Origin of the sequence: Ensifer sp. ENS02 (assembly GCF_014851885.1) — a bacterium.
GTDB classification, from domain to species: Bacteria; Pseudomonadota; Alphaproteobacteria; order Rhizobiales; family Rhizobiaceae; genus Ensifer; species Ensifer adhaerens.
In genome coordinates this window covers 69,499-95,725 of record NZ_JACVAO010000023.1, presented here as the reverse complement: position 1 = coordinate 95,725, position 26,227 = coordinate 69,499, and the positions used below count along the sequence as shown (strand labels likewise).

Here is a 26,227-nt window from a genome sequence, read left to right as displayed (position 1 = left end):
AGTTGGAGATGTCGGTCAAGCGCCTTTGGTTGTCGGCCTGGAGAGACGACACGGCACCATTCATCACGCCGATCAGTTCATTGATCGTCAGCCCGGCTTGCACCTGAAGCTGTGTGTTCTGGTCGATCGAGCCCTTGATGTCCTTGGCCTGGCCGATATTTGCGCCTGCCTGCTCAAAAGAGGTACGGCGGGTCTGGACGGCCTGCTGAGAACCCGTCACCAGGGCGGCAACACCAAGAACGGTGTTCACCATCTCCTCGTAGGACTTGTCGCCCGAAAAGGAGCTGCCCGCTTGGCCGGACAGATTTTTCACCAGTTGCAACCCGTTGATGAAGGTCGTTGCGACTTTGGAGACATCACCGCCCATACTGCCGAAGTTCGGAACGCCGCCGGACATAAGGCTATCGAACGACGGCATTTGGGAGACGCTAAATCCATTGCCGACGGCAAGATTCTGCATCTGGTTGGCATCGCTGCCGCGATCACCGGTGACCGCTTGAAGGGTCTCTTGGACCGTTTTCAGGACTTCCTTGTTGGTGCCGAGAATATCATCGGTCGTCTTCGACGTTCTCTGTGCAATCTCAAGATTGGCGCCGTCGATCACCGGGACCTGCGCCAAAGCCGAGGACGCAAGGGCGGCCACCGAATACGCCGTCAAAATCAAACGTTTCATGGCAGTTCTCCTCATTGAGCGTTCAACATCAGTTCTACGTTGTCCTCGCGTTCCCGCTTTTGGACGCAAGCTTTCTCAGCCGGGCTCCATTCCAAGCCTGCGCGGTCATCGCAAATGCCTGTCGTTTCGCGATCGTCCTTGTCGTCGTCATCCTTGAAATCGCTCGTGCGTGACGATCCGGACAGGCCGCTGAGATCAACCGCGTTACGCGAGTTCATAAGGTCCGCCATCGTCGTGCCGAGGCGGATGACCTGGTTCATCATTTCGAGATTGGCATTGCGGGCACCGGAATTGTGATCCCAACTATCCTGGATAGTGCCGCTGGACATTGCGCCCAGCTGCTGCATCCAGGACGCCACGTTGCCGCTTCCTTCCCCAATCGCCTGAGACGTCGCCATCGAGTTGATGGTGGAATCCCGCATGCCGGTAAAGGCCGTCGATCCACCGCCATAATTCACCGGGATGTTTGCAACGTCGGAACCGCCGAAGGCCGGGAGCCACTTTTGGGTGATGTTCGCCACATACCCTTGTGTCTCCTTAAATGGTGGAATGCCGCCGTACTTCTGAACATTGCCCGGCCCCGCATTATAAGCGGCCAGGGCCAGATTGGTGTTGCCGTTGAAGCGGCGAAGTTGCTGTTTCAGGTAACGCGCACCGCCCCGAAGATTGTCTTCGACATTGTGGGGATCGACGCCGAGGTCTTTTGCCGTACCCGGCATGAGCTGAGAGAGCCCGATCGCACCGACCGGCGACTTCGCACACGGATTGAAGCGGCTTTCCTGGTAGACGAGCGCCATGAAGAGTTTTTCATCGACGCCTTCCTCCTGAGCTACGCGCTTGACCAAGCCGGTAATTTCCGGATTGGCCGTCGCTGCTGAGGCTGGATCGCCGCCTCGCCCGGGACGATACATCGAGCAAGTGACGCTTTTGCTGACCGTATGACGGTCGCTATCCGTCTTCTCGATTTCGGTGGTTGTCGCGTCGCGTTTCGTGTCGGTCTCGAGCACCTTCCCGTCGATCACTGGCACCTGAGAGAGTGCCGGTCCGGAAACACCGAGCCACAGCGCAGAGATAACCCCTAAAGTAGGACTTTTCCTCATTCGGCTTTCTCCCATCCGCAAAATTCAGCCAGCCAATTTTCGGGCTCGTCGCCATATTTTGCCCGAAGCGCCGCGCACTCCTCGACTGTCTCCTTTCGCCCGGAAAGCACCTTCACGAGATCGGGCATGGTGGAGAGATCGAGCCGGGCGATGACCGAGTCATTTCCGTGCTTGATCAGGAAAGTTCGCTTTTCGGGCGGGGTGTTCTTGATGAAGTTGAACTCCTTCACCGTCAGGCCGAAACGCTTGATGTAGCTGTCTTCGTCGGCCCGAGGGTTCGGGAAATGAATATTGGTCGCCGATTGCTCGATGAGCGTATGCGAGGCTTTTGCCTTGGCGATATCCGCGGCGGACTGAGTGCCGAAACCGACAATACCGTTGAGCTTACGGATGGTCTTCATTTTGTCGACGATGAAGGCCGAAAAGGTCTCGTCCATTAGGAGCTGCCAGCCCTCGTCCATGAAGAACATGACCGGGTTGCCGTCCAGCAGCTCGTCCAGGCGGTGATAGAGGTACATCAGCGCCGGCGTGCGAAGATCCTCGTTACCGAGAATGCTCGTCATGTCGAATCCGAAGACGCTGCGGCCTGAGAAGGAGAGGACGTCATGCTGTGCATTGAAAAGCCACGCCTTTTCGCCATCAATCCAAGGGCGAAGGCGAGCGTGAAGGTCATTGGCGTCTGCCCGTGACCGACCCACCAGCAGGCCGGCGAGATTTGGCAAATTGCGCTCCGCCGCAGGTTCCTGCATCAGACGGACGATCGCCCTTTCAAGCGTGTCTTCGTCTTCCTGGGTGAAGTCGCTGCGATCGCCGGATCGCAGCATTGCCTTCAGAAGGCGCAGCAAAAATTCGCGATTGGGCCCGGTGTTATCGAGCTGAAGCGGGTTGAAGCCGGTTGGCGTCCCCGGCGACAGCACCTCATAGGAGCCGCCGATCGCCCTTACAAAGATCTCCGCGCCGCGATCCTTGTCGAAGAATACGGCCTTCGGCGTGGGTGAAACACGCATCGCCTGCGCCAGCAGGAACGTCAATGCGACCGTCTTACCAGAACCCGTCGGGCCGGTGACGAGGAAGTGGCCGATGTCGCGGCGATGGAAGTTAAACCAGTACGGCGTTTGCGACGTGGTTTCTAGAATCGTGATCGGAAGTCCCCAATGGATGCGATCCGCCTGTCCTGTCGCGAAATTGTGCATCGACGAGAGACCGGAGAAATTCGCGCTTGAGAGCATCGCCTTGCGGGCGATGTAGCTGTGGTTGCCGGGAAGCTGTGCCCAAAACGCGGCTTCGAGGTTCAGATCCTCGCGAAGCCAGTTGATGTTCATGTCCGTGAGGCAGGCGCCGAGTTCGGAAACCGTGCGGCTTATGCCGTGCAGATCGCGGGAGAGGCACAATAGCGAGAGATGGTGGAAACCGAACACGGCTTCCTGGTTCATCAGGCTATTGAGTGCAAAGTCGATATCCTGCTCGACCGAACTGCCGGATTCGTCCGATGCCCGGATTTGCCGCTGGAGGCGGCTGATGCGCTCTTGCGCCATTGGCTTGTCGGCGACCGTGAAGGATTGCGTCAGGATGAATTCGTGGTTCACCTGTAACAGGCCGTCGAGCATGCCCGGGCCGGTAAAGGGCGGATATTCCTTGATCGATAACAGCGCCCCAAAGCGGCTGTCTTCGTCGACCGCCGCTTGAGCCTGCATGGTTCGCTTGCTGAAATGCAGTCGTGAGGCGCCGACGTAATTGCGGATTCCCATGCGGGGCAGGCGCATTTTGCGGGGCACGCCGCAGGTCAGGATCGTATTGAAGAATTCGCAGGGCTCGGAATAGGGGTCGCCTCTTTCCTTTTCCTCCTGCCCTTCAATCTTGGCCTCGTCGTCGTTCCTGCGACGATAGGTAATGCCGAGCGCCCGGGCTCCATACTTGTGCAGATCACGCACTATGTTGCCGATCAGCTCTTCGAGCTCCGTGACATCTTCGCGCGTTTGCTGGACCCGAGCGTCCTTGTTTGTCTTGTCGAAGATCCTCTTCAGCGTGTCGCCGACGCCAAGTGCTCCCCGCATGCCGGAGCGCACGATAGTCAGGTAAATTTCGTTCGTGAACATGCGCTTATGGCGCAGTTGCTCCATGTAGCGCTTGTTCAAAAGGTCGCAAAATGATTCATCATACGCGCCGCCGATTTCCGTCTCGACCTCTCGGCGGATCACGGTAGACCAAAGTGAATAGCGGCTGGACCCCAGTGCTCGTATCATCGTGTTTTGCACGACCGAGCGCATGTTGAGCTCAGCCTGGTCCTCCGTCTGGAAGAACAGGCCGTCCAGTTTGATGACGCTCAAGAGTGAGCCGTTCTCCAGCCCGATCACCGTATCCGAGACGTGGCGTAGATACGGGATATGAGTCGACATGGGCCGCTCATTTCCAGCGACCCGGCCAAACCCAAGCTCTTCTTTGACGACTTTCAGCATGGTTACGGTCCGTAAGAGTTGGTGCCCCAAAAGCGCTTGTTGGGAGTGCGCGGCGTCTTGCGAGACGTCACCTGCAGCACGTCGAGGATCTTGTTGTCCCAGGTGCAGAGCGAGAACAGGACAAGGTAGGCGACCGGCGCGATGAGCAACGCCAGAAGATGGTTCGTTGCCAGCCAGCCAATGATGGTGATGCCGACGATCAGCACCACTGCCATGTACGGCACACCCCATAGTGTTGGGGACCGGGTTAACCCGATCACCAACGGCGTCAGAGATGGCTTTTCGTCCTGAAATTCGCTCATGATCAGTTGCCGCCGCCGACTGACGAAATCATCTGGTCAACGATCGCCGGCGCACCGAACACAAGGCCAATGCCGATCACGACCGCGCCCGCCGTGAACCACGAAAGGCGTCCGGCGAATGCAAGAAAGCCAAGGCCGATGACGGCAATGATCGCCATCAGGCGGCCGAAGGGGCCGGTGATGAAATCGACGATCATTTGGACGGCGGTTTGAAGCGGCGCAAAGGCGCCTCCTCCGGTAGCCTGCGCAAAGGCGACGTCCGCACCAACAACCTGGATAGCGGCCACGAGACCGAACAGGGCCGCAAGCTTTACGGCCTGAGACTTCCCCGTTTGCATTGAAATCTGCATACTTCTCTCCTTCAAAAGTGCATCACACCGCCGACAAACGCGCCGGTCTTTTTCACAGCGATGACACCAGCGTCCCCGCTGTCACCCGCATCCAAGACCGCCCGGTCAGCGGCCTTTCTCGATTTGCTTCCTGCCGCCGGCATAGGCAGGCCGAGCTGATAGTTCACGACCTTAGCGACGTACCCGACTGTTTCCTGGAAGGGCGGGATGCCGCCGTGTTCGTAGATCCGCTGTTCGCCGCTGTTGTAGGCGGCGGCGACAAGGAGGGGGTTTTGAAACTCGTCCAGAAGCACCCGCAGGTACTTCATGCCGCCCTCAATGTTCTGCGTCGGATCACAGACATCCTTGACGCCAAAGCGTGCGGCCGTGGCCGGCATGAGCTGCATCGGCCCGCGCGCACCCTTGGGAGAGTTGCGGCTTTGATCAAAGCCGCTCTCGGCCCAGGCAATGGCCGTCGCGAAGGCTTCATCGACGCTGTACTTCCGCGCTGTCTGCACAACCATAGACTTAATTTCTTCGGCGTTGAGCGGAGACGGACCACATTCATGCACGTCATTGGTGCTGCTTCTAGCCTGTCGATTTGCGCCAATTTGCGTTATTGAGCCCGTCGGAAGTTGCGCTTTATCAGTATCGAGCGCTGCATCAATGGTAGCGGCGGAATAACCAAAAGCCGCATCAAATTGATTCGAACCCCCAAATTCTTGGAGGTTTTCGTCCGCGCTGTCCGTCTGCTTTACGACGCCATCGGTGCCAAGGACGAACTCCTTTTCGGAGCCATGCCACCGTTCCTCAAAGTTCGTTGCAAGCTCAGAATTGCTGCGTCCCTGCCAAGTGCTTTTATTGTCTATGATATTTCCCTCTTTATGACCGTCTTGGGCGTGACAAATCCCGCCCAGGATCACGGTCAAAAGGGCCATCCCCGCCAACGCGGTCTTGCCCGAACTGCCTGCAATTCTAGCCCTTTTTTCCATCGGTCCCCGCCAAACTTGCGGTGTTGTGATTGACACGAAAACTGATTAAGTTGGTGAACGCGTGACATCGATTTGGTTCAGCGATACACTTTTTTGCTGCACACTTAAACCCCTTTTCGCGGGGGCGCAGACGGAAGCAATATGGGTAAGGGCTAGAAAATGAAACGGATCATCATTGCTGCACTCTTAGGTTGCGTTATGGCAACGCCCGCCTTGTCCGCTACGGACATCAACAAGGGCTACATCAAATCCCTGGCAGCACCGGGCAAGACCGTGCTGGTAATCGAGTACTATGACGGGGGTGGCAAAGTCGCCGACCGCAAGGGCTATGCAACAACGGCCGGCTTCAAAGCCGTGTCGCCGACCGACTTCCGCGTTGACGAGAAAACGACGCTGCACCTTTACGGGCTCGAGCCTTGCAAAGGCGAGATGGTAAATCGCAGTGAAGACTTCGCCGGGAACTGCACCGACTTTGCGCAGCAGCAGCTTCAAATCATGCTGCAGAACCCGAAGGTCGTCTTTTGCCGTGCCTTCGTGAGCGAGCAAGGTGCGCCGGTTCAGAACGCGACTTGTTACGGCTACTACAATTTTCCCGGCAGTCTCGATTCCGTCGATATGTTTGAAGAGCAGCTTTTATCGCTCGGCGCACTCCGCCTTGCCAAGAAGCCAGACGGAACCCCTGTCCGCCCGGACCTCGCCAAGGCCGAGGAGATTGGCCAAAAGGGCTCTTTCGGAATGTGGGCTGATCCGAGGATCAAGGGCCAATGAGAAAGGCTCTTTTCCTTCTTTCGGCGCTTCTGCCATCAGCCGCCGCAGCTGCGCCGACCGGATATTTCGATCTATTGCCAGGCGTCACACTGGAGACCGGTGATACGTGGATTTCGGAGGGCAAGCGCTTCCGGCTCTACGGCGTTCAGTCGTGTTTGCGGGGCACCTCTTATACCGACAAGCACGGGCAGATACGCGATTGCGGCGAGGCGTCCCTTGCCGTGCTCGCGGCCTATATCAAGGACACCAAACCCGTTTGCGCACCTGTGGCGAAGAAGGATGATACCGCCTACGTCGTCTGCTACGCCACCATCGGAAAACAACGGCTCGACCTGGCGAACGTCCTGATCACCAGCGGATACGCCTTCGCAGCCCTCAACGGGGAGGGCATGCCATATCACGTCCCCTATGCCGTGGCCGAACAACTTGCTCGCGATAAGCGGGCCGGCCTCTGGCAGTTCGAAGACGTGCAGCACCCGGCCATTCTCCTGAGCCGCGAGGTGAATGCACGAAACAAGAAGGCAAACCAATGAAGCGATACCTGTCCGCAGCCGCGGTTCTTGCTGCGATCGTCCAACCGGCTACGGCGGCCGATCTGGTCAAGAATACGCCCGCGACGATCGGGCAGCAGCAGGATTGGTCCGGAGCTCCTGTATATCCGATCTACAAAGGGCGGGTTGCGGTCATGGATGGCCGAACCCTATGGTATCCTCAATATGGGCAGCGCGTTCGCCTCGTCGACGTCGACGCGTGCGAACTCCCGCAATGGGCCCTTGATCCGAAATGGGGAAACCGCCAACGGCAGAAGGCACCTTCCCCCGTCCCTTGCGGCCCGCTCGCCAAAGCCTGGCTCAAAAGGACGGTAGGTAACAAGCCTGTCGAATGCAGCGTCGTAGCCTACGGCAATGACGGAATCCCGCAGGCGCGTTGCACATCAGCCGGGCGCGACATTGCGGCGGAAATGCTTCGCGTCGGCTGGGCGCGCGTCGCGTCCCCTTACTCCTACAACAGCCAGTACCTAGCCTATCAGCGGCACGCAATGGCGGCCCGTTATGGCATGTGGGCCACCTATGTTCTCGACATGAACGAATGGCGACGCAAGGCGGTGGACAAGACGTTAGGGCGCCAGCCGATCGCCGATGCCAACCTCCTCGCCGAGCGTGAAAGCGAGATTTCACCTCCCTTCATCGATGCTCGCAAGAAGCCTAAGAGGACAGACCGATAGTTGCCCGACTTCGCTCATATTGCGAATTCGTTCGCAACGGATCCGCTGGCGAGCCTGCTGCTCGCCATTCCGCTGTCGTTCGCGCTGATCGTCGTTTCGGAAAAAATCTGGTGGGTTCATGCACCGTTGGCCGCGGCGCTCCTGATCGTTTCCATCCTCTTTCTCGATCAACGTCATCTAGCGCTCGACTGCTTCCTGGTCGGTCTGTTCGCCTTTCCGCCGCTCTGCCGGGACATCCCCAATCAGCCGCTTCTCTTTCGGATCGGGATCTTCTGGTTCTCAGCCTTCGCGCTCATCGCAGCCGTCATCTACGCGGCCGGGGAACGGGTGCAACATGTCGCTCCGATCGACAAGCTTTTGGTCGGTCGGGCCTCTCCAGCCGCAACCATCAATGAGGACCATCTGACATGAAACGTCTGCTTTATGCCGCCACCGGTCTTGCTGTGATCGCAATCGCCCCTATGGGGGCAAAGGCGCAAGACGCCGAGTGGGGCTGCCAGATTCTACTTTGTGCCGCGTCCCAAAACCCGTCCTGGCATGGCGTCCCCTATTGCGTTCCGCCGATGAAGAAGCTGATCCGCGCAATGTCAAAGCCGGGGTTCGATTGGCCCATCTGCCAGCAGGCTAAAGCCGGGGAACCGGGCCGCGAAGAGTTTGAGGAATGCCCTGCCGGCTCTCGACCCGCCTCTAGCAGCAATGGAGATGACCGTGTCTTCAGGCGGGATGAAAATGACCAGTGCGTCCGCATCGTGGACAGATGCGAAGGCCGCGACGAGTACGACCGCCTCTATGGTGATGCAGAGGCCAACGACAGCAATCGGATCACCTTGGAAATCCTTCGCAGCGGCAGAAATGATGATGATTTCGGGTATCGAGACAACAACAACGGTTGCAAGGTGAAGGTAACGTCTCCCCGGCCGCGGCGCCCGAATCCCTGGTATTTCGACATTCCAAATGACAAGGGCGTCAAAGAGCGCTTCTGGTTTAATCTCCGGACTTAAAGAGGAACCCTTATGAACCAGAATATCCTTTTGGCGGTCGCAGCAACCGTCGGCCTCGTGACCGGCGCTGGCGGCACGTATCTTGCGACTTCAGAGCCCATGGTGGAGACTCAGGCCATTTCGAAGGCCGAATTGGTCGCGGCTATCTCCGCTGATCCGTCACTTTGCCCGATCCCAACAGTCGAAGCGCCGACGGAGGCCGAAGCAACCGCGGCCTACCGCAAAGCTCACGCGGCGTCTCCCCTCGTTTGGGACAGAAACGATCTGCCGGAAATTTCCGTGGCGCTCGGGCAATGTGACAAGGCCGGTTCAGGCCCAGGCGTCGCCTGCATGACCTCAGTCAAAATGTCGCCTGAGGCACAGCCCATCGAACGGATTGTCGGCTTTGCCAAATCAGCATCTGGCGAGTGGATCGCGACAATCAACTAATCATAGAAAGCCCGCCTTGTGCGGGCTTTTCGCTTCGCAGATCTCGAAGGGCGACAGAAGCTGCCCTACTCCAAGACCGAATCCATCTCATTGGCGGTCAGAGTGCCACGTGTCGCGATCAGGTAAGCCGCCATATAGGTCAGCTTCAGTCTGGATTCCACATCGTCGTGCGGCCTGTGATTGACGATCGCCAGCCTGGCGGCTTCTTCGTGCCGCGCCACGTCCAGCAGCCCGTTCACATATACGACGCTCGTAACCTCCCTAGCCGCCCTGCGCTCATCCCATGCACGAACGGCATCCGCGGTCGCCAGTTGCGCCGCGATATGTCGATTCATCAACTCACCAAGGGAAACCGCAGTTTCCGCCCTGCTCTCTTCCGTCATAGCAACCTCAATCCCAGGTTCCACGGCCACTCCTTGGCCTCCCAAATCGGAAGGGAGGGCAGGAGCCCCGCTCCTGCTCCCCGAGTTCGCGCGGAGCAGCGGAAGAGAGGGGGACAAGCGCTAAACCGGAGGGGGATCACCCACCCAAAGGGCCGATCGGCGCAGCCGGCCGGTGCTGCAGGCCATCGGCCGAAGCATGGGGAGACCGGTTTAGCGCTTGTGGGGGAGAGAGGGCAGCGCTCTTTCTCCCCTCTTAGTGAGTTGAATCTATTGGCCTTCGGCCCAAATTCGGTGCCACACGGAGAGGTATTTTCTCTCTCTACTTAAGATAAGCCGAGCGTACCGAGCTGATGGGCTTGCATCAATGACAGACGGTTGCCCCCAATTTTGCCGCAAGCGACAAAATCGGCTCCCCCATCTGCCCTTCGGACCGCCGTGGCGGTCATTGACCCAAGCCCCTCATCTCGGGGGCGAGCCTCTGTTTTCAATCAGAGGAGATGACGATGACTACTTACGACCACATTCAGCAGCTTCGTGCCGAGTTGGCAGCATCGATCGACGCCGGCGAGCGTCAGCAGATCGCGGCCGAGCTGGAGCAGGCTATCGCGCAAAATCAGCAGGAGGAGGCGGCATTCGACGCGCTGATCAGCGCCGAGCCGCCTCACTAGGCGGCTCTCGATCTTTCCTGAGTGTCACGGTGACAATTGTCGGGTTTTCTCCCGCGCGTTCAACATCGACGATACCGGACGCTTCGACGAGATCGCTGAGGCGAGGAAAGCCGTAATTGCGGGCGTCGAAATCCGGCGCTTGCTTTGCCAGATGCGCGCCGACCCGGGCAAGATTTGCCCGCCCGTCTTCATCGGCCGAGGCGGTTACTGCCTTGGCCAGCATGTCGAGAGCAGCTTTGTCCAGCGCCGGCTTTACATGCGATGGCCTGCCGGCGACCGGCGCTGCTTCGGCAATAGCCTTTCGGTGAACCTGCCTTTGCGTGATTGGCTCTGGCGCTTCGGTCGTGGTCGCATTGAGAACATCAAAATAGACGAACTTGTCGCAGGCGGTGATGAACGGGCGAGGGGTCTTTCGCTCTCCGAAGCCATAGACGGTGACGCGGTGTTCCCGGAGGCGTGCGGCGAGCCTGGCAAAGTCACTGTCGCTGGATACGATGCAAAAGCCGGAGAAGCGGCCGGTATAGAGAAGGTCCATGGCATCGATGATCATCGCGCCGTCGGTGGCGTTCTTTCCGGTGGTATAGGCGAATTGCTGAATTGGCTGGATGGAATGCTCAAGCAGGCATTCCTTCCAGCCCTTGAGATTCGGTCCAGTCCAGTCGCCATAGATGCGCTTGACGCTTGCCACGCCATAATTTGCGATTTCGGCGAGCAAGCCGGTGACGATCTTCGGCGACGCGTTGTCGCCATCGATCAGCAATGCAAGGGAGGGTGCGTTGTCAGTTGCTGCCATACAATACTTTGTGCCAGTCAACCGCGAAAGTCGCAATGGCCTGGAAGACTGATACACGTTGTGTGGGCGTGAGCAGTCAGCGACGTTAGATGAGCTCGCATAGATCCCCCCGGGGCTTTCGCCGGTAACCCTGAGGGCTTTCTGTACAGAGAATCTTGCTCGCGCGCATGCACATCGGGGTATCCAATCGATCTAGCGCATCCGGACTACTGGATTGGCACACGATTGACGTTTAATCGACGGCTTGAAGTGCAACGAAAAAGCGAAGATGCTCATGCGATTTCAGATCACGCGCGATCTGTAGCCTCGCTGCTTGTTCTCAGCGCATTAGCAATCCCCAAGTTTGGTGACGTGGAACATGTACATCTTGTTCATCCAGACCGGCGAACGGCGTACAAGGGCAAGGCGATCGATCACCAGATTCCCTGATTCGGCCGAGGGGACCGCGTGCGCACCGGAAGTGAATTGGGGGAAGGGGCAGCATGAACGCCATTGAGATCGAAGAGGCTATCTCAGCTCTCGCTGAGCAGGCGTTCGATTCTGGCGAGTTTCCGTATGCATTCTTGCAAGCGTTCGGAAACAAGGAAACGACGATTAAGCGGCTGCGCTCGGGCGCATCGAACAAGTCTGACCTGGGCGGCGTCCTGCAAACTAACAACATCCACATCGCGCTGTCCGCGTCCGGCGATGTTACGAAGACGCTGGCTGCGCTGAAAGCGAGCCCGGCCACGGCCAGGGCGAAGGCGCGCTTCATTCTTGCCACCGACGGCACTGACTTCGAGGCCGAAGACCTGGAAACCGGCGAAACCGTCGCCTGTGCCTATGCCGATTTTCCCGATCATTTCGGTTTCTTCCTGCCGCTCGCCGGCATCACCACCGTCAAGCAGGTGCGCGAAAGCTCCTTCGACATTCGCGCCACGAGCCGCATGAACCGGCTGTATGTCGAGCTTCTGAAAGACAACCCCGATTGGGGCACCGCCTCCCGCCGCCACGACATGAACCATTTCATGGCGCGGCTGATCTTCTGCTTCTTCGCCGAACGCACGGACATCTTTCACGGCATCGGCCTGTTCACCGACACCATCGCCCGGATGTGCGCCAAAGACTCGTCCAACACCCATGAGGTGATCGGCGAGTTGTTCCGGGCCATGAACACGAAGCGGGAGGACCGGCCATGCGCCGGCAATCCGCGATGGGCCGATGCCTTCCCCTACGTGAACGGCGAACTGTTTTCCGGCAGCGTGGAAACGCCGCGTTTCAGCAAGATCGCCCGTTCCTATCTTCTGCACATCGGCAGTCTCGACTGGACGAAGATCAACCCGGACATCTTCGGGTCGATGATCCAGGCGGTCGCGGAAGATGAGGAACGGGGCGCGCTCGGGATGCACTACACGTCCGTGCCGAACATCCTGAAAGTCTTGAATCCGCTGTTCCTCGACGACCTGCGGGCGCAGCTTAAGGAAGCGGGTGACAATTCCCGCAAGCTGCTCAACCTGCGCAATCGCATGGCGAAGATCAGGGTGTTCGACCCGGCCTGCGGCTCCGGCAACTTCCTTGTCATCGCCTACAAGGCCATGCGGGAGATCGAAGCCGAGATCAACACGCGGCGCGGTGAGGCCGACCGCCGCACCGAAATCCCATTGACCAATTTTCGCGGCATCGAGTTGCGCGACTTTCCGGCCGAGGTCGCGCGCCTTGCGCTCATCATCGCGGAGTTTCAGTGCGACGTGCTCTATCGCGGGCAGAAGGAAGCCTTGCAGGACTTCCTGCCGCTCGACGCGCAGAACTGGATCACCTGCGGCAATGCCCTGCGCCTCGACTGGATAGGCATCTGCCCGCCGACCGGGACAGGGGTGAAATTGCATGGCGATGATCTGTTCAGTTCGCCGCTCGATCAGGCAGAGATCGATTTCGAGAATGAGGGGGGCCAGACCTATATTTGCGGAAACCCGCCGTATCTTGGCGACAAGTTCCAGACGAAGGGACAAAAGGAAGAACTCGCTTCGCTTGTGGTGGGGAAAAAGGTCAAAGCAATTGATTATATTGCCGGATGGTTCTGGAAAGCGGCTGACTTTATCATTGCGACCGATGCACTGGCGGCGTTTGTAACAACAAACTCCATATCGCAGGGGGTTCAGGTTCCGGCAGTATGGCCGCGTATCCTGTCGAAAGGCATTGAAATTTTTCTCGCAGATCGAGATTTTAAGTGGTCGAATAACGCCACAAATAATGCTGGGGTTGTAGTAAGTATAATTGGAATCCGATCAAAGTCGAATGCATCGAAAATAATAGTAGAAGGAAACACGCGTCGCATTGCGTCGAACATCAACTGTTATCTCGTGGATGGCCCAGATATTACCGTTTTGGCGGATTCCGCTAGCCGCTTTGGATTGCCCCTTATGAATGCTGGCAATATCGCGCGTGATAAGGGCAACCTAATGATAACTGCGGATGAAAAGGAAAAGCTTCTCCAAGGTTTTCCCGACGCACAAAGATTAGTAAGGCGAATTTCGGGATCGAATGAGGTCATTAACGGACTTGTACGTTACTGTCTTTGGATCGAAGACAATGATGCCGAATACGCTGAAAAAATTCCTTTTATTGCGGAGAGGCTAGAAAATATTAGAGATTACCGTGCAAATGGCAGTGAACGCGGCAAACTCGGGCTCGCTACTCCTCATAGATTCGAGCGCACAATCACCGGAAAAAAGTATCAACTTATTGTTCCAAGGGTATCCTCTGAAAGGAGAGAATACCTTCCAGTCGAATTCAGTAGCGCTGAAATCATTGCCTCTGACGCAGCAATGGCTATTTATGATCCACCAATGTGGGCGCTCTCGGTGCTTGCGTCCCGTATTCACCTCGTTTGGATTGCGACCGTCTGCGGAAAGCTGGAAACCCGATACCGCTACTCCAATACCCTCGGCTGGCACACCTTCCCAATTCCTGCATTGACTGAAAAAAACAAGACTGACCTGGCTCGCTGCGCTGAGGACATCCTGCTCACGCGGGAAGCGCATTTCCCAGCCACCATCGCCGATCTCTACGAGCCCGACGCCATGCCGGCCGATCTGCGCGCAGCGCACGAGCGCAACGACGAAGTGCTTGAGCGTATTTATATAGGCCGCCGATTCCGTAACGACACTGAGCGGCTGGAAAAGCTGTTTGATCTTTACACCAAAACGATTGCGTCGCCGGGGGCGGCGGCGACGAAGAAAAGGGCGGGGTGAGCGCGTGACCGACGAAAAGAAATCCATCCCGTCCGTTTCGGTTTCCTATGCCCGCAACGGCTCATCGACCAAGGCCAACGAACTCGGTATGCGGCCGATGCAGGAGCGCGCCTATGAGCGGCGCGGCGAGCAGTATCTTCTCATCAAGTCGCCGCCGGCTTCCGGCAAGAGCCGCGCGCTTATGTTCATCGCCCTCGACAAGCTTGCCAATCAGGGATTGAAGCAGGCCATCATCGTCGTGCCGGAAAAATCCATCGGCGCGAGTTTCAATGACGAGCCGCTGACCAAATTCGGATTCTGGGCTGACTGGCAGGTCGAGCCGAAATGGAATCTCTGCAACGCGCCTGGTTCGGATAATGGCGGCAAGGTCAATTCGCTCGGCGCATTCCTCGACAGCGACGACAAGGCGCTGGTCTGCACCCATGCGACCTTCCGCTTCGCGGTGGACAAGTTTGCCGTCGAGAAATTCGACGGCCGGCTGATCGCAGTGGACGAGTTCCACCATGTTTCGGCCGATCCCGACAGCAAGCTCGGCCAGCACCTTGGCGCGTTCATCGCCCGCGACAAGGTGCATGTCGTCGCCATGACCGGCTCGTATTTCCGGGGCGACGCCGTGCCGGTGCTGGCCCCGCAGGACGAGGCCAGATTTGATACCGTCACCTACACCTATTATGAGCAACTGAATGGCTACGAGTATCTGAAGCAACTCGACATCGGCTATTTCTTCTATTCCGGCTCCTATGCCGACGACATTCTCGCCGTTCTCGATCCCACCGAGAAAACCATCATCCACATCCCAAGCGTCAATTCGCGCGAGAGCACGAAGGACAAGATCAAGGAAGTGGAGCACATCATCGAGGCCCTGGGCGACTGGCAGGGAACCGACCCAATCACCGGCTTTCAGCTGGTCAAGACGCCCGACGGCCGGACCCTTCGCATTGCCGACCTGGTCGATGACGACGCCGGCAGGCGCGACAAGGTTTCCGCCGCGCTCAAAGACCCGGCGCAAAAGAACAATCGCGACCATGTCGATATCATCATCGCGCTCGGCATGGCGAAGGAGGGTTTCGACTGGATTTGGTGCGAGCACGCGCTCACGGTCGGCTATCGGTCGAGCCTCACCGAGATCGTGCAGATCATCGGTCGCGCCACGCGCGACGCGCCCGGCAAGACCCGCGCCCGTTTCACCAATCTGATCGCCGAACCTGACGCGTCCGAGGACGCCGTCACCGAGGCCGTCAATGATACGCTCAAGGCCATCGCTGCGAGCCTTCTAATGGAGCAGGTGCTTGCCCCGCGCTTCAACTTCACCCCGAAGAACCCGCAGAGCGGCCCGGTTGAGGGCTTCGACTATGGCGAGGGCGGCTATAGCGCTGACAAACCCAATGTAGGTTTCAACGACGAAACCGGCCAGTTCCACATCGAGATCAAGGGACTTGCCGAACCCAAGAGCAAGGAAGCCGCGCGCATCTGCACCGAGGATCTGAATGAAGTCATCGCCGCCTTCGTTCAGGACAAGACGGCTATCGAGCGCGGACTGTTCGACGAGGAGCTGATCCCGGAGGAACTGACCCAAGTGCGCATGGGCAAGATCATCAAGGACAAGTATCCCGAACTGGACGAGGAAGATCAGGAGGCGGTGCGCCAGCACGCCATCGCCGCCCTTAACATCACACAGAAAGCCAAGCAGGTCGCGCTTGGCGACGACGACCACCCGAGCGCCAACACGGCGCTCATCGACGGCGTGCGCAAATTCGCAATGGACGTGCGTGAACTGGATATCGACCTCATCGACCGGATCAATCCGTTCGGCGAAGCCTACGCCATCCTCGCCAAGACCATGCGCGAGGACAGCCTGAAGCAGGTCGCTGCGGTGATTGCTGCCAAGCGCACCAGCCTGACGCCGGAGGAAGCGAAAGAGCTTGCCGTCCGCGCCTCGCGGTTCAAGAAGGACCGCGGCCGGCTGCCCGCCTTCGACGCGCAGGACCCTTGGGAAAGACGCATGGCCGAAGGGGCTGTGGCGTTCATGCGCTTCAAGAAGGAAGGCCGCTATGACGGATGACCTCGATCTTGACGAACTGGCGGCGGAACTCGCCGACTACGCCCCGCAGGACAAAAAGGGCGGCCGCAGCCCGCGCGAGGAACGCATTATTGCGGGCTTCGAGGAAATCCAGCATTTCGTCAAAACGCACGGCCATGCCCCCCGACATGGCGAGAGCAACGACATGTTCGAGCGGCTTTATGCGGTGCGCCTCGACCGGCTCCGCGGACTGCAAGAATGCCGTTCGCTTCTCGCTCCGCTCGACAAGCAGGACCTCCTCGCCGGCGCGGTGCCACTTGCCGCTGAGCCTGCCCAGTCGATAGACGACGAGGAATTGCTGGCCGAGCTTCAGGGGATCGGCGGTGACTCCGACATTACCGAGCTTCGGCATGTCCGCACCGCCGCCGACAAGCGCGCGGCCGAGGAAATCGCCAACCGCACGCCCTGTAAGGATTTCGACAGCTTCAAACCGCTGTTCGCGCAGGTGAGAAAAGACCTCGACGCCGGCATACGCCAGACACGGCCCTTCCAGACGATGGCGGAGATCAAAAAGGGTGAGTTCTTCATCGTCGGCGGTCAGATCGCCTATGTCGCCGAAGTCGGCGAGGAGTTCATGACCGAGTATGAACGCCGCGACAGTCGGCTGCGCGTCATCTATGACAATAGCACCGAGAGCGACGTTCTGTTGCGCTCGTTGCAGCGGGCCCTTCACCGCGACGACGCCGGCCGGCGCATCACCGACCCCACGCCGGGGCCGCTGTTTTCCGGCGAGAGCGAGGACGGCGACCTTGCCAGCGGCACGATCTATGTGCTGCGCAGCAAGTCCGACAATCCAGCCGTCGCCGCCAGCCGCGACGTGCTGCACAAGATCGGCGTGACCGGCGGCGATGTAGCCCGGCGAGTTGCCAACGCTAAACTCGACCCGACCTTTCTCTTGGCCGAGGTGGAGATCGTAGCGACCTACGACCTCTACAACATCAACCGCACCAAGCTCGAAAACCTCATCCATCGCGTCTTCGAGCCGGCTCGTCTCAACATCGAGATCAAGGATCGGTTCGGCAATCCCGTTATCCCGCGCGAGTGGTTCCTGGTGCCACGTTTCGTGGTGGATGACGCCGTGAAACGCATCAAGGACGGGACGATCACCCAATACATCTACGATCCAAAGACGGCCCGTTTGGTTCGACGCGAGCAGTAAGGCTGACCTTTCGTGTCCTCGCGGGTGATTGCGCGATGGCAGCGGGCGATCTCGCACGTCGCGAATTTGCTCGTCCAATCAAAGCCCGTTCGCGTGTTGGCCCGAAGCGAACCGGTGGGCACCGCTTTGGCGCCGATTGGTCGGCGCGAGGTGTAATGGTATAGCATATCACATAAGTTCTATTATGGAACTAACATATTGATATCATTATGAATGTTGATCATGTGGCCCAACCTCACGACGTACTGGGCCCGGAGTATCGGGCGCTCGCGTACGGGCAGCCAGAGATCACGCACGAGCCATATTCCAAGCTCAGATCATGCAAAGAAGGTGAATGAACCGACTACCAAATTCGATCGAGCTTCACGTGCCCGAACCCCTGCGGAGTGGTAAACGGCCTACTTGAGCAAGGATCCTAGCGCATGTTTGCGGACCAGCGATGCTAGCTCCGATCGCTTGCCCAAACGGATTAACTCGATCATCTCAAAATGCTCCTCCGCGGAACGCTGCAGCATCGTCAAGTTGTATCTTTCCCGTTGAACGGCGACGGGGATGCGATCGCGGAGGTCGAAGATCAGATCGACCAAATCTCGGTTTGGGCAGGCACGAAGCATTTCGCGATGGAAGGTCCGGTTCGCTTGTTCCTGATCGAGCGACGTCCCGTTCCTGACCGATTCCAAAAAATCCTCCGCTGATCTGGTCATTCGCGCGATGCTCTCGTTGTCCAGGTGCCCCGCGACCGACTCGGCTGCCGCGACCTCCAGGATGGCGCGAATATTGATGATGTTGTTGAAGCGCTCCGTGTCGAACTCCTTCACCCGATAGCCACGGTTCGGGAGTAGCTCCACATGCCCTCTTTCCGCAAGCCGTTCGAGCGCCTGACGAATGGTTAGCCGCGAAGCGCCGTACGCCCGTTCCAAATCGATCTGCTTAAGCCATGCGCCAGGACTGACGCGACCGATGTTGATGTCTCTCTCGATGTGAAGCGCGAGGTCCTTCACACCCAAAGGCGCAGCGTTTTCGTTTTTCGACTTCGCCTTGTTGGCGCTTTGCATCACTTCCAAATCCTTCTCGATTCAACTTCAAAGCATGGTTCGAAAATATCCTAAAAGGAATCCATTGACAGCATCAATTTTTAAGACCACGATTGGCGCCAATGATATACGCCATATTTGGGAGGACAGTCGGTAAATCATGTCAGTAGTTGATCAAAAGCACTTCTCTTACCGGATTGGCATCGATTCCGGCGGCACGTTCACCGACGTATGCGCCCTGGATGAGAGAACTGGAGAGTTCACCGTTTGGAAAGTCAGCAGTACGCCCTACGATCCCTCGGCTGGTATCGTAAACGCCGCTGAAAACATGTCTTCGCTGCTAGAGAAGCGCGACAACGCCACGCCCCACATCACGTTCTTTGGCCACGGCACCACTGTGGGTACCAATGCGCTCATTGAACGCCGAGGCTCTTCAACCGCGCTGATCACGACGGCAGGCTTCCGCGACGTCCTGGAAATCGCCAGGCAGCGCAGACCCGAACTCTACAATCTTCAGACCGGCCGTCCGGAACCGTTGGCCTCCCGTGACCAGCGCTTCGAAGTTACCGAACGCGTCCAGTACGACGGCTCCGTGCTAACGCCGCTCGCAGAGGAAGAGATTTATGCGCTTATCCCCGTGCTCAGCGCGTCTGGCGTAAAGTCGGTAGCGATTTGCTTCCTGTTCAGCTTCCTCAATCCGATCCATGAGAAACGCGCGAAGGAGATCCTTGAGCGCGAGTTGCCGGATATCTTCATCTCCATTTCGTCGGAAATCGTACCTGAATTCCGGGAATACGAGCGGACGTCGACCGTGGTGATGAATTCCTATCTCGGCCCGCTGATGAGAACCTATATCGAAAAGCTCCAAGGGGAGCTTCGAGAGATGATCCCCTCACAGATCATGATCACACAGAGCAACGGAGGTCTGATCAGCGCGGATCTCGCGGCTTCTCAGCCAGTTCGGACCGTACTCTCGGGGCCGTCGGCCGGGGTGATGGGGGCGTTGGAAATTGCTCGCCGCATCGCCCGCGGAAATCTGATTACCTTCGACATGGGCGGCACCTCAGCAGACGTCTCCATCGTCAGCAACTTCATGCCGCGCTTCAAGCCAATGACCGATGTCGAGGGCTTTCCGATCAAGGTGCCCATGATCGATATTCACGCTGTCGGCGCGGGCGGTGGCTCGATCTCCTACGATGACCACGGCTTGATCAAGGTTGGCCCGCGGAGCGCCGGCGCGAATCCCGGCCCTGTCTGCTACAATCTCGGAAACACGGAGCCGACAGTCACCGACGCCAATGTCGCACTCGGCATCCTCAATCAGAATCACCTTCTGAACGGCCGCCTGCCGATCGACTCCAATGCCTCCCGCGCGGCAATCGCAAGACTTGGCGAGCGATTTGGGATGGGTTGGCAACGGGCCGCTGCGGGGATCCTTCAGGTCGTCAGCGCCAACATGGTCAACGCCATACGGGCGATGACCGTGGAGCGTGGGTTGGATCCGCGCGACTTCTCGCTCTTTTCGTTCGGAGGCGCCGGACCGCTGCATTCGGGATATCTTGCGCGTGAGCTTGAAATCAAGGAAGTCGTGGTTCCCGCGTTTCCGGGGGTCATGTGCGCCGTCGGCCTTCTTACGAGTGGTCGCCGCATGGACCTTGTCCGGACCCACTACGGCGCACTGACGCCGGAAACGTTCGGCGGATTGGCACAGCATTTCACCGAACTCGCGCAACAGGCCAACGCATGGTTTGACAAGGAGGACGTCACGCCGCCGCGGCGGAACATCTCTGCTGCCGTGGACCTGCGCTATGGCGGACAGGCCTACGAACTCACGATCCCTGTTCGCGCCGGGGCGGCGGAAGGTGGGTACGAGGCCCTGCTTGCCGCGTTCGTGGACACGCACCAAGAGCGCTACGGCTACATTGTCCATGGCGAAGGGGTCCAGATGACCGCGGTCCGACTTGAGGCCTTTGAAACCTTGCCTTTCACAAAGCCCAGCGCCGGCCTGCCGGCCCGGGGCGGCTCCATCACTCCCTTCGAGTACCGCGAGATACTGGAGGTCAACGAATTGAAGACCTACCGCACGCCGGTCTATCGCAAGACGGACCTGCCCCAGGAGGTTGAATTCGCGGGCCCCTGCGTGGTCGAACAGATGGACACGACAATTCTGGTGCTCCACGGCCAGCGCGCGGTCATCGACCGTCATGACAACGTAATCATCACATTGGTCTGAGGGCGTTATGCAAGTTGATCCTATTACGACTGAGGTCGTCTCGAAGTTCCTGCAATCGGTCGTCGACGAGATGGGCAGCATTATCGTGCGCACCGCCTTTTCGACCAACATTAAGGAGCGCGAGGACTGCAGCACCGCCATTCTCAACGAACGCGGCGAAATAGTCTCCCTTGCTGAGCGCATCCCGATGCATCTCGGGTCGCTTCTCGGCATTGGAAACTATGTACTTGATCGCATCGATCTGACCGAGTTGCAGGAAGGGGACGTATTTATTGGTAACGACGCGTTTCGCGGAGGCGGCACGCATCTCAACGACATCGTCCTGATGCAACCCATCTTCGTGGACGGGAAATATTGTGGATGGGTCACCAACCTTGCCCACCACTCGGATTTTGTGGATCGCAGCCACAAGCACATCTTCCAGGAGGGACTTCGGATCCCGCCGATCCGGCTTTATCGCCAAGGCGCGCTCCAAAACGACGTGCTCGAATTGATCCTCCTCAACTGCCAAGTTCCGCGAGAGCGAAAGAACGATCTTGCCGCCCAGATGGCCGCGAATAGACTGGCCGTGCAGCGCTACGGGTCCCTCTGCGAACGCTATTCACTCGATGTGGTCAAGAACGTCGAGCAGCAGATTATGGCTTACGCTGAGCGAAAGACTAGGGCCTCCTTGTCACTCATCCCGAACGGCGTTTATCGCTACGACTCGAAGTTCGACACAAACCTGATCGACCATGTCCTCGACCTGTCCGTGGCGGTGGAGGTGAAAGACGGCTCGATTCACTTCGATCTTTCGAACAACCCTCCACAAGTCGCCGCGCCGATCAACATGGTTTTGACCGCGACTCTGGCGACGCTGTACTACGCGGTTAAGACGCTCATTGACGCCGACGTCCCGCCAAACGCCGGGTTCCATCGCGCCATCACCGTTCATGCCGAGCCTGGCTCCATCCTGAATGCCCAGGAGCCGGCAGCAGTCTACAGCCGGACGGACATTGCGATGCGGCTGGTCGATATGATTCTTGCGGCGCTTCAACCTGCGATTCCGGAAAAGGTCATGGCCGCGTGCACGGGCGGGGGCCTTGTCACGATCAGCGGTACGAACCCGCGCAGCGGCCGCTTCTATGTCTACAACGAGATGATCGGTGGCGGCATGGGAGCACGCTACGCCCGAGATGGCATGGATGGAACGCAGGTTCATATCACCAACACCGGCAATCTCCCAGTGGAGGCGCTTGAGCTCGAGTTCCCGCTCCGCGTGGAGCGTTACGAACTGGTACGCGACTCCGGCGGTCCCGGAAGAAGCCGCGGCGGCATGTCAATCCGCCGCACGGTTCGCGCATTGGAACATGACGCGGTAGTCAACGCCGGGGGCACAAACAGCGTGCTGCCACCGTTCGGAATCGCCGGTGGAGCGGACGGACAGGTCTGCCGCGTCGAGCTGAGCGGGGATGCATCTCCGCTCGTAAAGCGCAGCGGAAAGCTGAAAGCCAGCGAAACCGTCACGATGATCACGTCATCCGGCGGGGGATACGGTCCATCGGCTGAACGCTCTCGCCCCAAGGTGGAAAAGGACTTGCGCGAAGACCGCATTTCGCGCGACGCGGCCGTGCGACATTACGCCTACGCCGCAGGCAGTTAAGGGTCATTGCCATGACAACGATGCACGAGCTTTATTCGCTTTCCATCGACTGGATGCCGTTCCTGCTTTCGGGAGTGGGAATGACACTGCTGCTGGCGACAGGCGCGCTTACGATCGGCCTTGTCATCGGAGGCGTGGGTGCCGCACTCAAACTTCGGGGGAACCTCCTCGTTGTGGGCTTGATGGAGGTCTACACGACGATCGTGCGGGGAGTGCCCGAGCTGATCGTCGTCTACTACTTCTATTTCGGTCTGAATGAGGGGCTCAAGCTCCTACAGTGGGTGCCCGGTGCACCCACTACGTTCGAACTTCCTATCCTGCTCATCGCCCTGGCTCCCCTTGGGTTTATCGGCGGTGCTCTCGCGACGGAACTCTTTCGCTCCGCTTACTACGCGGCGCCGCAAAGCGAAATCGTCGCCGCACGCGCCTTCGCTATGCCCCCGCTGCTGTTGTTCCGGAGGATTTTGCTTCCGCACATCGTACGCCATTCATTGCCGGGGCTGGGGAACATCTGGATCGGGCTATTGAAGGAGTCCGCACTGATCTCGGTTATGGGTGTAACGGAGTTGCTGCGCGCGACGACCATCGCCGCCAACTCCACCGGCGCGCCATTCCTCTTCTACCTGCTGTGTACGGCTCTCTATCTCGTCATCGCGCTTTGCTCGGGGGGTCTCTTCGCCTGGCTAGAGCGTCGGTATGAACTGTGAGGATGCAGCCATGAATTATACAGAAATCGCGATTGAAGTCGCCGCTGGTGTTCCCGTCTCGCTCGCCGTTGCTTTCGGAGGCATCCTGTTCGGTGCAATCTTAGCAATCGGCGTTGCCGCGGCGCGCATCAGTCCGGTGAGAGCGTTGAGCGGATCGGCTTGGGTCTATCTTCAGCTTGTTCGCAGTATGCCGATGATCGCCCTGCTCTTTCTTCTCTACTACGGCCTGAGCCAGTTCCAAGCCGTCCGTGAGAGCATATTTTGGCCGGTTCTGCGCGAGCCAATTTGGTGCGCGATCATCGCGTTGTCACTGAAGGCTAGCGCCTACATATCGGAGGTCTATCGGATCGGCATATCCTCGGTTCCAAGTGGCGAAATCCTCGCCGCTCGCAGCTTTGGTTTCCGAGGATTCCGCCTCTATCGATCGATTATCATTCCCTACGCGACGCCTGTAGTACTGCCGGCAATGAGCAATGAGTTCGTCATTTTGGTCAAGGCGTCGTCGTTAGCGTCTCTGATCACGCTCATGGACATCACAGGCATCGCGGCTTCGATCGGATCGGAGACCTTCCGGCCACTCGCGGCACTCTCGATGGCTGCCGTCTATTACCTGATTTTCAACTCCATATCGATCGCCCTCTTCCGCCTTGCGGAGAGGAAGCTGAAGAAATGAGGCCTCGAATGAGCACCGTCCTTTCCGCTAGGGGAATCACCAAATCGTACGGTTCAAAGACCGTGCTCAAGGATTTGAGCATTTCTGCCGAACGTGGCGACGTCATTGCGATCATCGGCGCATCGGGCTCGGGAAAGTCGACCTTCTTGCGCTGTTTGAATCTACTCGAAATGCCGGATGCCGGAGAAATCGAATTCGGTGGCGATCACATCGATATGCGCACCTTCAACGGCCTGGCGACGAGCGAAAAGAACCGACGCATCCAGGCGCTGCGAAGCAGAATTGGCATGGTTTTCCAGGGATTCAATCTCTGGTCTTCGAAGACCTTGCTGGAAAACGTGACCGAAGCACCCATTCACGTTCATCACAGGCCGCCGCAGGAATGCATCGCGCAGGCAAAGGAACTGCTCGCGTCGGTCGGCCTTTATGAGTTCCGTGACTATTACCCCAAGCACCTCTCCGGCGGGCAACAGCAGCGGGGAGCCATTGCTCGCGCGCTTGCCATCAATCCGTCAGTGATCCTGTTCGATGAGCCCACCTCCGCACTCGATCCGGAGCTCGTCGGCGAGGTCCTTCAAGTCATGCAAAAGCTCGCGGAAGCGGGCAGCACTATGCTTGTCGTGACACACGAGATGTCGTTCGCACGCAACGTCTCTAACAAGGTGATCTTCTGTGAAAACGGTTCCATCGGCGCCCAAGGATCTCCAGCGGAGATCTTCTCGTCGGATAGGTCCGCAGCTCTACGAAAGTTTCTGTCAATCGCATAACCAACCAATGAAAGGGGAACTACAATGCGATCATTTACTTGGGCTATCATCGCCGCCGCGGTCTTGGGGGTCACTCAAGCATCCGCGGACGAGGGTAAACTGAAAGTCGTCACGGAAGGAGGTTTTCCGCCGTGGAACCTAACAGACCCATCTGGTGAAGTGAAAGGCTTTGAGATCGACTTTATGAAAGCGGTGTGCGGCGAGTTGAAAGTCGAGTGCTCATTCGAGAGCCAGTCTTTCGATGCAATGATTCCCGCTCTGAATGACGGCAAATACGATCTCATCGTCGATGCGCTCGGTATGACAGCCGCACGAAGAGAGGTGATTGACTTCACAGTTCCATATGCGGGGCTATGCTACACTTTCGCCACCGTGAATGCGTCGGTCAAGCAAAAGCTTCCATACGAGGACCGTATCGAGGTCCTGGACGAGCAGAACCTCGAAAAAATTATGTCGACGTATCGGGATGCGTTCACAGGTGCTACGATCGGTACGCTCGCGTCCGGGACCTCGACCCGTTTCGTGGCGAAGAACCTCTCCATGCTCTCATCAAAGCCATACAAATCACCGGCTGCCCGCGATCTCGATCTGAAGGCCGGCCGCGTCGACATCATATTCGCATCGAAGGACTCGGTTCTTGCACTCAAGAAGAACCAGAACATCGACCAGCTTCAGCTTGTCGGCCCTTGCCTGCGCGGCAATCTACTTGGCTCCGGCGGAGTCGGGATCGGAGTGAAAAAAGGCAACGCCGAACTAAAGATGCGACTGGATCCCGTGATCAAAAAACTTGTCGAAAATGGTACGGTCAGGAAGCTTTCCGAGCAGCATTTCGGCATTGATATGAGCCCCGTGGATTTGGATTAGTAGCCAGCACGCCATGCTTCGGCCCCTACTAAACGGGGTCGAAGACCTTTGAAGTATGATGGGGAAAATGAGAAAGCTCGTCGCTGGAAAGCTGCATGGCATCTACATCACCGAGGCAAATCTCAATTATCATGGGTCAATTACACTGGATCCGGATCATTGCGAGGCAGCGGGCATCTTGCCCATGGAATTCGTCGAGATCTGGAACAAGAGCTCTGGTGCCCGACTCTCCACCTACGTCATCTTGGGTGAGCGTGGCTCCAGGTGTTGTGTCCTAAATGGGGCCGCTGCCCGAACATGCCAACCCGGGGACCAGATCATCATATGCAATTCAGTCTACCTGGACGAAAGGCAACTTACGTCGCTGAAGCCAAAGGTTATCACGTTCGATGAGGATAACCACATACGCGATCGCCTAAGCTATTCGGTAGGTATCGATGCCGAGGGAAGATACAAATTTGACATCCTGGACCAGGAAAACGCCGTGCATCCCGTACCGCTTCTGGTTTCAGCTGGAAGCTGAAGTCCGGACTGACTTGAGCGGAGACGCCGGGGCAAGTATCGCACCCAGATGGCTCACTGGACGCGGGGAAGTATTCAACGACAACGCTTCGGAAGTCTGACGAAAGGCGCCTGCGCTGAGATACGCTCCCTCGCTCCATTACTTACCTGCGTCCGAACGACTACTGTACTAAGGCCGGCTGTTGGCACTTGACGGC

Annotated in this window: 26 protein-coding genes; 17 read left to right on the top strand and 9 right to left on the bottom strand. The window is 58.1% G+C overall.

The features are described 5' to 3' along the window. From IB262_RS31940 to IB262_RS31915, 6 genes are all read right to left on the bottom strand, one after another. Positions 1 to 673 (bottom strand): type IV secretion system protein (locus IB262_RS31940; protein WP_192494313.1); only part of this gene is annotated, 673 nt, incomplete at its 3' end. A gap of 11 nt (positions 674 to 684) precedes the next feature. After that, positions 685 to 1,773 carry a lytic transglycosylase domain-containing protein gene (locus tag IB262_RS31935; protein WP_192494312.1) on the bottom strand — a complete coding sequence of 363 codons (1,089 nt, stop codon included), beginning with the start codon at positions 1,771 to 1,773 and terminating at the stop codon, positions 685 to 687. Then, positions 1,770 to 4,229: a VirB4 family type IV secretion/conjugal transfer ATPase gene (locus IB262_RS31930; RefSeq protein ID WP_192494311.1), complete on the bottom strand. Its 2,460-nt coding sequence runs from the start codon at positions 4,227 to 4,229 to the stop codon at positions 1,770 to 1,772. The genes IB262_RS31935 and IB262_RS31930 overlap by 4 nt, the downstream gene beginning before the upstream one ends. Before the next feature lie 2 nt (positions 4,230 to 4,231). Then, positions 4,232 to 4,531 carry a VirB3 family type IV secretion system protein gene (locus IB262_RS31925; protein WP_096771553.1) on the bottom strand — a complete coding sequence of 100 codons (300 nt, stop codon included), beginning with the start codon at positions 4,529 to 4,531 and terminating at the stop codon, positions 4,232 to 4,234. Positions 4,532 to 4,533: 2 nt separating this feature from the next. Next, the gene (locus tag IB262_RS31920; protein WP_192494310.1) at positions 4,534 to 4,881 is read right to left on the bottom strand and encodes a TrbC/VirB2 family protein; all 348 of its coding nucleotides are present in this window, start codon (positions 4,879 to 4,881) and stop codon (positions 4,534 to 4,536) included. 11 nt (positions 4,882 to 4,892) lie between these two features. Next, on the bottom strand, positions 4,893 to 5,798 hold the full coding sequence (locus tag IB262_RS31915) for a lytic transglycosylase domain-containing protein (protein WP_246802780.1): 906 nt from the start codon (positions 5,796 to 5,798) through the stop codon (positions 4,893 to 4,895). 213 nt (positions 5,799 to 6,011) lie between these two features. Between IB262_RS31915 and IB262_RS31910 the strand changes: the two genes are divergently transcribed. From IB262_RS31910 to IB262_RS31885, 6 genes are read left to right on the top strand one after another with little or no spacing between them, the layout of a single operon-like run. Beyond that, on the top strand, positions 6,012 to 6,620 hold the full coding sequence (locus IB262_RS31910; RefSeq protein ID WP_192494308.1) for a hypothetical protein: 609 nt from the start codon (positions 6,012 to 6,014) through the stop codon (positions 6,618 to 6,620). Further along, entirely contained in the window at positions 6,617 to 7,153 is a 537-nt protein-coding gene (locus IB262_RS31905; RefSeq protein WP_192494307.1) for a thermonuclease family protein, read from the top strand. Before IB262_RS31910 ends, IB262_RS31905 begins: the two co-directional genes overlap by 4 nt. Continuing rightward, a complete protein-coding gene (locus IB262_RS31900) occupies positions 7,150 to 7,845 on the top strand; it encodes a thermonuclease family protein (protein ID WP_192494306.1) in 696 nt (231 codons plus the stop codon). Before IB262_RS31905 ends, IB262_RS31900 begins: the two co-directional genes overlap by 4 nt. After that, a complete protein-coding gene (locus IB262_RS31895; protein ID WP_192494305.1) occupies positions 7,846 to 8,256 on the top strand; it encodes a hypothetical protein in 411 nt (136 codons plus the stop codon). After that, positions 8,253 to 8,846, top strand: a complete 594-nt coding sequence (locus tag IB262_RS31890) for a hypothetical protein (protein ID WP_192494304.1) — start codon at positions 8,253 to 8,255, stop codon at positions 8,844 to 8,846. Before IB262_RS31895 ends, IB262_RS31890 begins: the two co-directional genes overlap by 4 nt. Positions 8,847 to 8,858: 12 nt before the next feature. Next, positions 8,859 to 9,275, top strand: coding sequence for a hypothetical protein (locus IB262_RS31885; protein WP_192494303.1), 417 nt, complete (start codon positions 8,859 to 8,861; stop codon positions 9,273 to 9,275). A 65-nt stretch (positions 9,276 to 9,340) separates the two neighbouring features. Here IB262_RS31885 and IB262_RS31880 read toward each other — a convergent pair whose 3' ends face one another. After that, a complete protein-coding gene (locus IB262_RS31880) occupies positions 9,341 to 9,610 on the bottom strand; it encodes a hypothetical protein (protein ID WP_192494322.1) in 270 nt (89 codons plus the stop codon). A gap of 551 nt (positions 9,611 to 10,161) precedes the next feature. On the opposite strand from IB262_RS31880, the gene IB262_RS31875 reads away from it, so the two are divergent. Then, positions 10,162 to 10,326, top strand: a complete 165-nt coding sequence (locus IB262_RS31875) for a hypothetical protein (RefSeq protein WP_192494302.1) — start codon at positions 10,162 to 10,164, stop codon at positions 10,324 to 10,326. On the opposite strand, the gene IB262_RS31870 is transcribed toward IB262_RS31875, so the two are convergent. After that, entirely contained in the window at positions 10,304 to 11,119 is an 816-nt protein-coding gene (locus IB262_RS31870) for an NYN domain-containing protein (RefSeq protein WP_192494301.1), read from the bottom strand. The two genes, IB262_RS31875 and IB262_RS31870, sit on opposite strands and share 23 nt — an antisense overlap. A gap of 482 nt (positions 11,120 to 11,601) precedes the next feature. Between IB262_RS31870 and IB262_RS31865 the strand changes: the two genes are divergently transcribed. The 3 genes from IB262_RS31865 to IB262_RS31855 are packed head-to-tail and all read left to right on the top strand — an operon-like array spanning position 11,602 to position 17,588. After that, positions 11,602 to 14,349 (top strand): class I SAM-dependent DNA methyltransferase, encoded by a 2,748-nt coding sequence (locus IB262_RS31865; protein WP_192494300.1) that lies wholly within the window; start codon positions 11,602 to 11,604, stop codon positions 14,347 to 14,349. Positions 14,350 to 14,353: 4 nt separating this feature from the next. Further along, a complete protein-coding gene (locus tag IB262_RS31860; RefSeq protein ID WP_192494299.1) occupies positions 14,354 to 16,411 on the top strand; it encodes a DEAD/DEAH box helicase in 2,058 nt (685 codons plus the stop codon). Next, complete coding sequence (locus tag IB262_RS31855; protein ID WP_192494298.1) at positions 16,401 to 17,588, top strand: GIY-YIG nuclease family protein; 1,188 nt, start codon at positions 16,401 to 16,403, stop codon at positions 17,586 to 17,588. The genes IB262_RS31860 and IB262_RS31855 overlap by 11 nt, the downstream gene beginning before the upstream one ends. Positions 17,589 to 17,986: 398 nt before the next feature. Here IB262_RS31855 and IB262_RS31850 read toward each other — a convergent pair whose 3' ends face one another. Next, on the bottom strand, positions 17,987 to 18,643 hold the full coding sequence (locus tag IB262_RS31850) for a GntR family transcriptional regulator (RefSeq protein ID WP_192494297.1): 657 nt from the start codon (positions 18,641 to 18,643) through the stop codon (positions 17,987 to 17,989). A gap of 139 nt (positions 18,644 to 18,782) precedes the next feature. Here IB262_RS31850 and IB262_RS31845 point away from each other — a divergent pair, with 139 nt between their 5' ends. From IB262_RS31845 to panD, 7 genes are all read left to right on the top strand, one after another. Then, the gene (locus IB262_RS31845) at positions 18,783 to 20,855 is read left to right on the top strand and encodes a hydantoinase/oxoprolinase family protein (RefSeq protein ID WP_192494296.1); all 2,073 of its coding nucleotides are present in this window, start codon (positions 18,783 to 18,785) and stop codon (positions 20,853 to 20,855) included. A gap of 7 nt (positions 20,856 to 20,862) precedes the next feature. Then, a complete protein-coding gene (locus IB262_RS31840) occupies positions 20,863 to 22,497 on the top strand; it encodes a hydantoinase B/oxoprolinase family protein (RefSeq protein ID WP_192494295.1) in 1,635 nt (544 codons plus the stop codon). 11 nt (positions 22,498 to 22,508) lie between these two features. Further along, positions 22,509 to 23,204, top strand: coding sequence for an ABC transporter permease subunit (locus IB262_RS31835; protein WP_192494294.1), 696 nt, complete (start codon positions 22,509 to 22,511; stop codon positions 23,202 to 23,204). A 10-nt stretch (positions 23,205 to 23,214) separates the two neighbouring features. Continuing rightward, a complete protein-coding gene (locus IB262_RS31830; RefSeq protein WP_192494293.1) occupies positions 23,215 to 23,877 on the top strand; it encodes an ABC transporter permease subunit in 663 nt (220 codons plus the stop codon). 8 nt (positions 23,878 to 23,885) lie between these two features. Beyond that, positions 23,886 to 24,644, top strand: coding sequence for an amino acid ABC transporter ATP-binding protein (locus IB262_RS31825; protein WP_210337753.1), 759 nt, complete (start codon positions 23,886 to 23,888; stop codon positions 24,642 to 24,644). A 24-nt stretch (positions 24,645 to 24,668) separates the two neighbouring features. Beyond that, complete coding sequence (locus IB262_RS31820; RefSeq protein WP_192494291.1) at positions 24,669 to 25,508, top strand: transporter substrate-binding domain-containing protein; 840 nt, start codon at positions 24,669 to 24,671, stop codon at positions 25,506 to 25,508. Between the two features lie 67 nt (positions 25,509 to 25,575). Then, a complete protein-coding gene (gene panD / locus IB262_RS31815) occupies positions 25,576 to 26,031 on the top strand; it encodes an aspartate 1-decarboxylase (RefSeq protein ID WP_192494290.1) in 456 nt (151 codons plus the stop codon). The last annotated feature ends 196 nt before the right edge of the window (positions 26,032 to 26,227 follow it).